The following is a 12,083-nucleotide window of genomic DNA, read 5'->3' as shown; positions in this document are numbered from 1 at the left end:
GGAGGGCGGGAACTGATGTCGGAGACCGAGGAGAAGCTCCGCCAATACCTGAAGCGGGTCACGGTCGACCTCGGGCAGACCCGCCAGCGCCTCCGCGAGGCGGAGGAGCGGGGCCGGGAGCCGGTGGCCGTGGTCGGCATGGCGTGCCGCTTCCCGGGCGGCGTCTCGTCCCCCGAAGAGCTGTGGGAGCTGGTCGACTCGGGCGGCGACGCGATCGGCGCGTTCCCGGACGACCGCGGCTGGAACCTGGAAGCCCTTTACAACCCCGACCCCGATCAGCCCGGCGGCAGCTACGTCCGCGAGGGCGGTTTCCTGTACGACGCGGACCTCTTCGACGCGGGGTTCTTCGGCATCAGCCCGCGCGAGGCGCTGGCGATGGAACCGCAGCAGCGGCTGCTGCTGGAGACGTCATGGGAACTGCTGGAACGGGCCGGCATCGAACCGGGCTCGTTGAAGGGCAGCGCCACCGGCGTGTACGCCGGAGCGGGCCTTCCCGGTTTCGGCACCCCGCACATCGAGGAGAGCGCCGAAGGGCACCTGGTGACCGGCAACGCGCTCAGCGTCCTGTCGGGACGCGTCGCGTTCACGCTCGGCCTGGAGGGCCCGGCGGTGTCGGTGGACACCGCGTGCTCGTCGTCGCTCGTCGCCATCCACCTCGCCTGCCAGGCACTGCGACAGGGCGACTGCTCCATGGCGCTCGCGGGCGGCGTGACGGTGATGGCCGTACCGGCCATGTTCACCGAGTTCTCGCGCCAGCGCGGCCTGGCCCCGGACGGCCGATGCAAGCCTTTCGCCGAAGCCGCCGACGGCACCGTCTTCTCCGAAGGCGTGGGCCTGGTGCTGCTGGAACGCTTGTCGGACGCGCTGCGCAATGGCCGCCGGATCCTGGGTGTGGTGCGGGGCTCGGCGGTCAACCAGGACGGCGCGAGCAACGGTCTCACGGCCCCGAACGGCCCGTCGCAGGAGCGGGTGATCCGGCAGGCGCTGGCGTACGCGGGTTTGTCGGGCGTCGAGGTGGACGCGGTGGAAGCCCACGGCACCGGGACCACGCTGGGCGACCCGATCGAGGCGGGCGCGCTGCTCGCGACCTACGGACAGGGCCGCCCGGACGACCGGCCGCTGTGGCTGGGTTCGGTGAAGTCGAACATCGGGCACGCGCAGGGCGCGGCGGGCGTGGCCGGCGTCATCAAGATGCTCATGGCCATGCGGAACGGCCGGCTCCCCGCCACCCTCCGCGTGGACCGCCCCTCGTCGCACGTCGACTGGGAATCCGGCGCGGTGAGCCTGCTGACCGAACCCGTCGAATGGCCGCGCGAGGACCGTCCCCGCCGCGCGGGCGTATCGGCGTTCGGCATGTCCGGCACGAACGCCCACCTGATCCTCGAAGAACCCCCCGAGCCGACCGAACCCGACGACGTGCCCGAACGACCTGCGCCGATGGACGTCGGCCCGCTCCCGTGGGTGCTGTCGGCGAGAAGCGAAGAGGCGTTGCGGGGGCAGGCGGCGGCGCTGGCGTCCCAGGTGCGTGTGTCGGATGACGCGCCGTTGGATGTGGGTTGGTCGCTGGCGGCGTCCCGTTCGAATTTCGAGCGTCGTGCGGTGGTCGTCGGGACCGGACGCGATGAATTGCTGGCCGGTTTGGAAGCTGTGGCGAGCGGTGAAGTGCGTTCTGTTGCGCCTTCTGGAGTAGGTGCGGGTCCGGTGTTGGTTTTTCCGGGTCAGGGTTCGCAGTGGGCCGGTATGGGCGCGGAGCTGTTGGATTCCTCGCCGGTGTTCGCGGAGCGTATTGCTGAGTGCGAGCGTGCCCTCGCTCCGTTCGTGGACTGGTCCCTGTCGGACGTCCTGCGTGGCGATGGCGCGGAGTTGGCGCGCGTTGATGTCGTTCAGCCCGTGCTGTGGGCGACGATGGTGTCTCTGGCGGCTGTGTGGGCGTCGTACGGTGTCGTTCCGTCCGCGGTGATCGGTCATTCGCAAGGGGAGATCGCTGCCGCGTGTGTGGCCGGGGCGCTGTCGTTGGAGGACGGCGCCAGGATCGTTGCGTTGCGGAGTCGGGCGTTGCGGCGGTTGGCCGGTGGCGGTGCGATGGCTTCGCTTGGTGTCGGTGTGGACGCCGCGCAGGAGTTTCTGCCTGAGGGTGTTGCGGTGGCGGCGGTGAACGGGCCGTCGTCGACGGTGGTGTCGGGCCCGCCCGAGCAGGTCACCGCAGCGGTGGCCCGTACCGAGGCTGCTGGGCATCGGGCGCGGTTGATCGATGTTGATTACGCCTCGCATGGTCCGCAGGTCGATGAGATCACCGACGAACTGCATGAAGTCCTCGCAGGCATCGAACCCGTACCGACAACAGAAGTGGCGTTCTATTCCACGGTCCGTGCCGCTGCGATCGACACCGCGACCCTGGACACCGGTTATTGGGTGACCAATCTCCGGGAGCGCGTGCGGTTCGCCGAGACCATTGACGCGCTTCTCGAAGACGGGCACCGGGTCTTCATCGAGGCCAGTCCCCATCCCGTCCTGACGGTCGGGATGGAGGAGACCTTTGAACAGGCCGGGGTCGATGGCACGACCGTTCCCACGCTTCGTCGTGATCACGGTGATCGCAAGCAGCTCGCGGATGCGCTCGGGCAGGCATTCTCGGCGGGTGTGGAGGTCGATTGGACCGGGTGGTTCCCGGCGGAGTGGGCTCCGCGGCTTGTCGAACTGCCTACGTATGCCTTCCAGCGGCAGCGGTACTGGATCGACGCGCAGGGTGGCCGGGGAGGCGATGCCGCGAGTCTCGGGCTGGCGTCCGCCGGGCATCGGCTGCTGGGCGCGGCGATCGAGCAGGCGGAAGGGGACGTCCGCCTTCTGACCGGACGGCTGTCCGCGACGGGCGACGCGAGCTGGCTGGCCGATCACCAGGTCGCGGGAACGGTCGTCGTGCCCGGCGCGGCGCTGCTGGAGTGGGCGTTGCGCGCGGCGGACGAGGCCGGGTGCACGGGTGTGGAGGACCTGGTCCTCCGTTCGCCGCTGGTCCTTCCCGCGTCCGGGAGCGTACGGGTGCAGGTGGTCGTGGGCGCGGCCGGGGAGGACGGGCGCCGCGACGTGCGGGTCTACTCCAAGCCCGGCCAGGACGGCGACTTCGATGACGACGCCGGGTGGACGTGCCACGCGGAAGGAACGCTCGGGCCCGAGACCGGGGACGCCGCCGAGGGCTTGGCCGGGGCCTGGCCTCCGCCGGGCGCGCAGCCCGTGGACGTGAGCGGGTTCTACGACTTCGCGGCGGCGTCCGGGTACGAGTACGGTCCGGCGTTCCAGGGCCTCCGGGCGGCCTGGCGGAACGGGGCGGACGTGCTCGCGGAAGTGGAGTTGCCGGAGGCCGCCGGTGAGCCGGGCGGGTTCGGTGTCCACCCCGCGCTGCTGGACGCCGCCCTTCACGCGGGCCTGCTGGCCGACGGACACGGCGACGACGGGGACGTGTGGCTGCCGTTCGCGTGGAGCGGGGTTTCGTTGTGGGCCACTGACGCGACGGCGGTCCGCGTTCTGCTGTCTCCGCTTCCGGAGGGCGAACGCGGTGTGCGTGTCGTCATGGCCGACGCCGTTGGCGCACCGGTTCTGACGGCCGACGCGGTGGCGTTGCGGCCGATCGACACCGAACGGCTGCGCGCCGAGGACGGTCGCGGTCCTGACGGCCTGTTCGTGCTCGACTGGGTCGCGGTGCAGGAGTCCGCGCCGTCCGCCGAGGCCAACGAACCGGGCGCGCTGTGCGGGCTCGGCGACTTCGATGACTCCGTGCTGCCGTCCGTCCCCGATGTGGACGCGCTGCTGGCACGCCTCGACACCGAGGATCTTCCGACTCCGTTGACGGTGCTGACTGTTCTCCCGCCCGAGGGCGAGGGCGGTGGCCTCGACCTGACCGGGCGCGTGCTCGCTCTGCTGCAAAGGTGGCTGAACGAACCGCGCCTGGACGACGTCCGGCTGGCGCTGGTGACGCAGGGCGCCGTCGCGGTCGAGAACCCGGACGTGGCGGGTGCGGCGGTGTGGGGGCTCGTCCGCAGCGCGCAATCCGAGGAACCGGGCAGGTTCGTTCTGGTCGATGCCGGTCTCCCGGATCCCGGCGCCGCGTTCGCCCAGGACGCCGCCGACGCGGTACGGCGCGCGGTGGAGGCGAACGAGCCGCAGGCGGCCGTGCGTGCGGGGCAGTTGCTCGCGCCACGTCTCGCGAGGACCGACACCCGCGCCCCCGACCCTGCCTACGCGGGCGATCGCGAGGGCGGTCATGGGCTGCCGGTCCTCGATCCTGACGGGGCCGTGCTGGTCACCGGGGGGACGGGCAAGGTCGGCGGCCTGGTCGCCGAGCATCTCGTTCGCGCGTGGGGGGTCACGCACCTCGTGCTGGCCAGCCGCCGGGGCTCCGACGCGCCCGGCGCATCGGAGCTGGAGAGCCGCCTGGCCTCGCTGGGCGCGCACGTTCAGGTGGTCGCGGCCGACCTGGCGGACGCGTCGGCCGTTGACGAACTGGTCGGACGGATCGCCGCCGAACGCCCGCTCACCGGCGTCGTGCACGCGGCCGGCGTCCTGGACGACGCGGTGATCGCCTCGCAGTCGCCGGAGCGGCTGGCGGGGGTGTGGGCGGCCAAGGCCGCCGCCGCGTACAACCTGCACGTGGCGACGGCGGACCTGCCGCTGGGCCTGTTCGTGCTGTTCTCCTCGGCCGCGTCGTGCCTGGGCAGCCCGGGACAGGGCAACTACGCCGCCGCCAACGCGTTCTGCGACGCTCTCGCCGCGCACCGCCGGGCGTCCGGCCTGCCGGGCGTGTCCGTCGCGTGGGGACTGTGGGCGGACGCCAGCGGCATGACCGGGCACATGACCGAAACCGACCTCGCCCGGGTGAGCCGTTCGGGGAACGTCCCGCTCACCAGCGACGAGGCACTGGAACTCTTCGATGCCGCCTGCGGGCACGGCGGCGCCTACCTGCTCGCCCTCCACCTGAACGCGAGCGCCCTCGCCTCCGCCGACCTGCTTCCTCCTCCGCTGCGGGCCTTTGGCGCCCGCCGTGATCGCGGCGGGCGCGTCCGGCGCGCCGCCGCCGCAGGAGGCCGCCAAGGATCGGAGCTGCTCTCGCGGCTCGCCGGACTCGACGCGAACGGCCGGGCCGACGCGGCGCTGGAGGTCGTCTCCGAGTGCGCCGCCGGAGTCCTCGGGCACCGTTCGCCCGACGGCGTACGGGCCGAGGCGAACTTCAAGGACCTCGGGTTCGACTCGTTGATGGCGGTCGAGCTGCGGAACCGCCTGTCGGTGATCTCCGGCGTCCGGCTGCCGGCGACACTGGTGTTCGACTACCCGACCCCGCACGCCCTGGCCGGATACCTGTGTGCGCGCCTGGACGGGCCGGCGACGTCCGTGGCCGGTCCGTCCGCCGGTCCGACGACGGCCACGGCGGACGACCCGGTCGCGATCGTCGCGATGGCGTGCCGGTTCCCCGGCGGCGTCGTCTCCGCCGAGTCCCTCTGGGAGATGGTGGCCGCGGGCGGCGACGCGATCGGCGCGTTCCCCCAGGACCGCGGCTGGGATCTGGACGGGTTGTTCCACCCGGACCCCGACCACCCCGGCACCAGCTACGCCCGCGAGGGCGGCTTCGTCCACGACGCGGCGGAATTCGACGCGGAGTTCTTCGGCGTCAATCCGCGTGAGGCGTTGGCGATGGATCCGCAGCAGCGTTTGTTGTTGGAGGTGTCGTGGGAGTTGTTGGAGCGTGCGGGGCTTGATCCGGTGTCGTTGAAGGGCAGCCGGACGGGCGTGTACGCGGGTGTGATGTACCACGACTACGGGGCCGGGATCGCGGCCGGCGACTCCCGCCTTGAGGGCTACGCGCTGATGTCCAGCTCGGGCAGCGTCGTCTCCGGCCGCGTCGCGTACACCCTGGGCTTCGAGGGCCCGGCGGTGACGGTGGACACGGCGTGCTCGTCGTCCCTGGTCGCGATGCACCTGGCCGCGCAGGCGCTGCGCCAGGGCGAATGCGACCTGGCTTTGGCCGGTGGGGTGACCGTGATGGCCACCCCGGACGTGTTCACGGGTTTCTCGCGTCAGCGCGGCCTGGCTCCGGACGGCCGCTGCAAGCCGTTCGCCGCGGCAGCGGACGGGACGGGTTGGGGCGAGGGCGTTGGGCTGGTGCTGTTGGAGCGCTTGTCGGACGCGCGCCGCCGTGGGCATGAGGTGTTGGCGGTGCTGCGTGGTTCGGCGGTCAATCAGGATGGTGCGAGTAATGGTTTGACGGCTCCGAATGGCCCGTCGCAGGAGCGTGTGATCCGTCAGGCGTTGGCGTCTGCGGGGTTGTCGTCGTCGGATGTGGATGCGGTGGAGGCGCATGGGACGGGGACGACGCTGGGTGATCCGATCGAGGCGGGCGCGTTGCTGGCGACCTATGGGCGGGATCGTTCGGGCGATCGGCCGTTGTGGTTGGGGTCGGTGAAGTCGAATATCGGTCATACGCAGGCGGCTGCTGGTGTGGCTGGTGTGATCAAGACGGTCATGGCGATGCGGAACGGTTCGCTTCCGGCGTCCCTGCATATCGATGAACCAAGCCCGCACGTGGATTGGGAGTCGGGCGCGGTACGTCTGTTGACCGAGCCGATGGAATGGCCGACCGAAGATGACCGTCCGCGTCGGGCTGGGGTGTCGTCATTCGGTGCTTCGGGAACGAACGCACACCTCATCCTGGAACAAGCGCCCGAACCGAAGAACGAACCGGAGGACGAATCCGAGCCGGTGCCGTTCGACGGTGTCCTGCCGTGGGTTCTGTCGGCGCACAATGCCGACGCCTTGCGCGGTCAGGCCGCCGCGCTGGCGGCGCACGTGTCCGCCACGGATGACACGTCCGTCGAAGTGGGCTGGTCGCTGCTGAAGAGCAGGTCGCTGCTCGACCAGCGGGCCGTTGTCCTTGGAGAGGACCGTGCTCAACTGCTCGCGGGTGTCGAGGCATTGGCGGCGGGCGAGCCGCATCCGGCGCTGGTGCGAACCGGTCCCGCCGCTACTGCGAGTGGAAAGTCCGTGTTCCTGTTCAGTGGGCAGGGGAGCCAGCGGGTTGGGATGGGTGCCGGGTTGTATGAGCGGTTCCCTGTGTTCGCGGGTGCGTTCGATGAGGTGTGCGGGCTGCTGGATGAGCATTTGGAGCGTCCGTTGAAGGACGTGGTGTTCACTGGATTGCCCGATCAGCCTGAGCTTTTGGATCACACCACGTATGCGCAGACGGGTTTGTTTGCGTTGCAGGTGGGTTTGGCGCGGTTGTTGGCGTCGTTGGGTGTGGTGCCTGATGTGGTTGTCGGGCATTCGGTGGGTGAGATCGCCGCCGCGCATGTGGCCGGAGTATTCGGTCTGGAGGATGCGTGCCGTTTGGTGGCGGCGCGTGCGACGTTGATGGGTGGGTTGCCGTCGGGTGGGGCCATGGCCGCCATTCAGGCGACCGCCGACGAACTCACCGACGACCTCGCACGTTTCGCCGGACGAGTGGCCATCGCCGCGCTCAACACCCCGGACAGCACGGTCGTCTCCGGACCGGCCGACCTGGTCTCCGAGGTGGCCGCCGCGTGGAAGGAACGGGGCCGCAAGACCAAGGCGCTCGCGGTCAGCCATGCGTTCCATTCGCCGATGATGGACCCGATCCTGGACGAGTTCACCGACGCGATCAGCGATCTGACCTACCGGCGGCCGAACGTGCCGCTGATCAGCAACCTCAGCGGTCTCCCGGCGGACGACCAGATCACCACGCCGGAGTACTGGGCCACGCACATCCGCCGGCCGGTCCGCTTCGCGCCCGCCATCGCTCACCTCGCCCCGCAGGCGGGCGTGTTCCTGGAACTGGGGCCTGATCCGGTACTGGCGACCGCCGCCCAGCACACCCTTCACCACGCCATGGACGAGCACGAGGACGGCGGGACGGATGAGGCCGGTCGGCCCGTTCCCCCGACGCTCTCCACGCTCAATGGCAAGCAGGACGATCCGCACGCGTTCGCGCACGCCATGGCGAGGCTCCACACTTCGGGCGCGGGCGTGGACTGGACGGACTGGTTCCCCGCCAAGCCCGCGCCTCGGGTCGTCGCGCTGCCCACCTATGCGTTCCAGCGCGAGCGGTACTGGCTGGCGCCCGGTCGCGGAGCCGGGGACGTGGCGGCGGTCGGCCTGCGGCGGGTCGAGCACGCGGTGCTGCCCGCGGCCGTCCCGCTCGCGGACGGCGGTCTGCTGCTGACCGGCCGGATGTCGGCGTCCGGCGGCTGGGCGTCCGACCACCGCATGTTGGGAACGACGCTGGTGCCGGGAGCGGCATTGGCGGAGTGGGCGTTGCGGGCCGCCGACGAGACCGGCTGCGGCGCGGTCGAGGAACTGGTGCTGCAAGCGCCGCTCGTACTCCCGCCGACCGGCGCCGCGCAGATCCAGGTCGTGGCCGACGCGCCCGGGTCCGATGGACGCCGCGAGCTGCGTGTCTACTCCCGTCCGGAACACGACGACGGTTCCGTCACCGAGGCGCCGTGGGTCTGCCATGCGATGGGCGTCCTCACGCCCGAGGCGCGGGACGTTCCGGAAGGGCTCGACGGTGCGTGGCCACCTCCCGGTGCGGAACCGGTGGACGTGACCGCCTTCTACGAACGAATGGCCGCGACGGGCTACGAGTACGGACCGTCGTTCCGCGGACTGCGCGCCGCGTGGCGCGACGGGCCCGACATCCTGGCGGAGGTGCAGTTGCCGGAGGCCGCCGGAGACCGCGCCGGCTTCGGCGTCCATCCCGCGCTTCTCGACGCCGTCCTGCACGCCGGCCTGTTGCCGGACGGAGAGGGCGAAGGGGAGCAGGACGGCCGGGTCTGGCTGCCGTTCGCCTGGAACGGGATCTCGCTGTGGGCGAGTGAGGCTGCCACGGTCCGCGTCCGGCTCGCGCCCGTCCACGACGGCGACGGCGAGGGCCGGGACGAACGCGGGGTGCGCGTCACCGTCGCCGACAGCGCGGGCGCGGCGGTCCTGACCGTTGACTCGGTCGTCACACGCCCTGCGGACATCGACAAGCTGAAGGCCGCCGGTGAACCCGACGCGGACGGCCTGTTCGCGCTCGAATGGACGCCCCTGCCCGCTCCGGCGCTCAGTGACCCGACGCTCGGCGACGACGACTGGGCCGTCCTCGGAACGGACGCGTTCGGCCCGGCCGATTGCGCCCGGTTCCCGGACCTGGCGGCACTGTCGGCGGCGCTCGATGCGGACCGGCCGTCCCCGACGCTCGTGCTGGCCGACGCCTCGTACGGCGAGAGCGACGACCTCGACGCGGTCGGGAACGTCCTGTCGCTTCTCCAGGCGTGGCTGGACGAGCCGCGTTTGGCGGATGCGCGCCTGGTGGTGGTGACCCGGGGCGCGGTCGCGTCGGACGTTCCTGATCTGGCCGGTGCAGGGGTGTGGGGCCTGGTCCGCAGCGCGCAGGCGGAGAACCCCGGCCGTTTCGTTCTCCTCGACCTCGAAGCGGACACGTTCCTCTCGACCGGTCTGGCAGACGCCGTGGCGCGTGCCGCCGAGGCCCGCGAGCCGCAGCTCGCCGTCCGGTCGGGCGAACTGCTGATCCCCCGGCTGGTGCGCGCGAGCGAACGGCAAGGCATCGCGGCCCCCACCGGCGAACGCGCCTGGCGGCTGGCCGTCGCCACCCCCGGCACCGTCGAGAACGTGGCACCGGAACCGTTCCCGAAAGCCCTCGAACCGCTGGCCGCCGGCCAGGTCCGCATCGAGGTGCGCGCGGGCGGCATCAACTTCCGCGACGTCCTCGTGACCCTGGGCATGGTGCCCGGTCAGACCGGCCTCGGCGGCGAGGGCGCCGGCGTGGTGACCGAGGTGGGGCCGGGCGTCTTCTCGGGCCTGTCGGTCGGTGATCGTGTGATGGGTCTGTTCGAGGGCGCGTTCGGCCCGGTGACCGTGGCGGACGAACGAATGGTGTCCCCGATCCCCGAGGACTGGGACTTCCGCAGCGCGGCAGCCGTCCCGATCGTCTTCCTGACCGCTTGGTACGGCCTGGTGGAGTTGGCCGGGTTGAAGTCGGGTGAGTCGGTGTTGGTTCATGCGGCGACGGGTGGTGTGGGTTCGGCGGCGGTGCAGATCGCTCGCCATTTGGGTGCGGAGGTTTTCGCCACGGCCAGCCCTGGTAAGCACGCTGTTCTGGAGGCGATGGGTATCGACGCGGCCCATCGCGCCAGTTCCCGCGATCTGGAGTTCGAGCGGACGTTCCGTGATGCGACGGGTGGTCGTGGTGTTGATGTGGTGCTCAATAGTTTGGCGGGGGAGTTCACCGATGCGTCGTTGAGGTTGGTGGCTGAGGGTGGCCGGTTCCTGGAGATGGGCAAGACCGACATCCGCGAACCCGAACACGTCGCCGCAGAGCATCCGGCGGTCGGTTATCAGGTGTTCGATCTGGTGACGGACGCCGGGCCGGTTCGGATCAGTGAAATGTTCCGGGCGTTGGCGGAGCTGTTCGCCGAACAGGTATTGCGGCCTGCTCCGACTCAAGCATGGCCGCTGGCTCGCGCGCGTGAGGCGTTGCGGGTGATGAGTCAGGCCAAGCACACCGGCAAGCTCGTTCTGGACATTCCCCCGGCCCTGGACCCGGACGGGACGGTGCTGATCACCGGCGGCACGGGAACGCTCGGCGGTCTGGTCGCTGAACATGTGGTCGGGACGTGGGGTGTGAAGCGGCTGGTGCTGGCCAGTCGTCGTGGCCTGCAAGCCCCGGGCGCGGATGAGCTGGTCGAGCGTCTCACCCGAGAGTTGGGTGCTGAGGTGCGGGTGGTCGCGGCGGATGTGTCCGACGCCGACGCCGTCACCGACCTGATCACCGCGACCGACGCAGACCCCGCGCACCCCCTCACCGGCCTCGTGCACACCGCCGGACTCATCGACGACGCGGTGATCGGCTCCCAGACACCGGAACGCCTCCACCACGTGTGGGACGCCAAGGCCACCGCCGCACACAACCTCCACACCGCCACTCGACACCTCCCCCTCGCCGCGTTCGTCATCTTCTCTTCGAGTGCGGCGATGCTCGGGAGTCCGGGGCAGGGCAACTATGCCGCCGCCAACGCGTACTGCGACGCGCTCGCCGCACGTCGTCAGGCCGCAGGGCTTCCGGCCGTGTCCGTCGGATGGGGGCTGTGGGAGGCCACCAGCGCGATGACCGGGAGTCTCACCGAAACCGATCGCGCCCGGATGAGCCGTTCGGGTGTCGGCGCGCTGCCGAATGAGCACGGCTTGGCGTTGCTGGACGCGGCGCTCAGGCACGGCGACGCGTCGCTGCTCGCCGCGAACCTCGATCTGCGCGCGCTCGCGGTCCAGCCCGCCGAGTCCCTGCCGGGTGCGCTGCGCGCCCTCGTGTCCGGCGGCGGCGAACGTGTCAGGCGTACCGCGGCCACGGGAAGCGCGCGGCCGGACGACTGGGCCGGGCGGCTGGCCGGAATGTCCGCGGCCGAGCAGCAGCGCGCCATGCTCAACCTGGTGCGCGGTCACGTCGCGACCGTGCTGGGACGTACCGACGCCGACTCCGTACGGGGCGACGCGTCGTTCAAGGAACTCGGGTTCGACTCGCTGACCGGGGTGGAACTGCGGAACCGGCTGGCGGACGCGACGGGCCTGCGCCTGCCTCCCGCCCTGGTGTTCGACTACCCGCAGGCCGGGGTCCTCGCCGAGCACCTGCGCACGCGGCTCGTACCGGAGGGCGCTGACGCCTCGGCCGCCGGCGCGGGCGTCGAGCCCGTCCTGGACGACCTGGCCAGGCTCGAAAGCACCCTGAACGCCGCCGCCGCTCTGGAGGACGGCGATTCCGACGCGGTCACGGCCCGGCTGGAAAGCCTCCTCACCCACTGGAGAGCCGTACGGAGCGGCCGGGCGGCGAACGGACACCACGGGCGCAACGGCCACGCCGAGCCGAGTGGGAACGACGGGCAGAACGGCCACGACGGGCAGGACGGGGAGGACGGCACGGCCGTTGACCGGCTGGAGTCGGCGTCCGCGGACCAGGTTCTCGACTTCATCGACAACGAATTGGGCGTGTCCTGGAACGGGCCGGACGCGACCACGACGCGATAGGGCTG

At 71.2% G+C, this 12,083-nt stretch carries 1 protein-coding gene; it reads left to right on the top strand.

The window, feature by feature from the left end; all coding sequences use genetic code 11:
- Positions 1 to 15: 15 nt before the first annotated feature.
- Positions 16 to 12,078 (top strand): type I polyketide synthase, encoded by a 12,063-nt coding sequence (locus tag GEV43_RS46555; RefSeq protein ID WP_160826940.1) that lies wholly within the window; start codon positions 16 to 18, stop codon positions 12,076 to 12,078.
- The last annotated feature ends 5 nt before the right edge of the window (positions 12,079 to 12,083 follow it).

Source organism: Actinomadura sp. J1-007 (assembly GCF_009793335.1).
In the GTDB taxonomy this organism is placed as follows: domain Bacteria; phylum Actinomycetota; class Actinomycetes; order Streptosporangiales; family Streptosporangiaceae; genus Spirillospora; species Spirillospora yumaensis.
The sequence above is the reverse complement of the archived record's forward strand: the minus strand, read 5'-3'. Positions and strand labels throughout refer to the sequence as shown.

What these genes read in the sequence shown, in the direction of transcription:
- GEV43_RS46555 (WP_160826940.1), top strand. Translation starts at nt 16, where the DNA reads ATGTCGGAGACCGAGGAGAAGCTCCGCCAATACCTGAAGCGGGTCACG.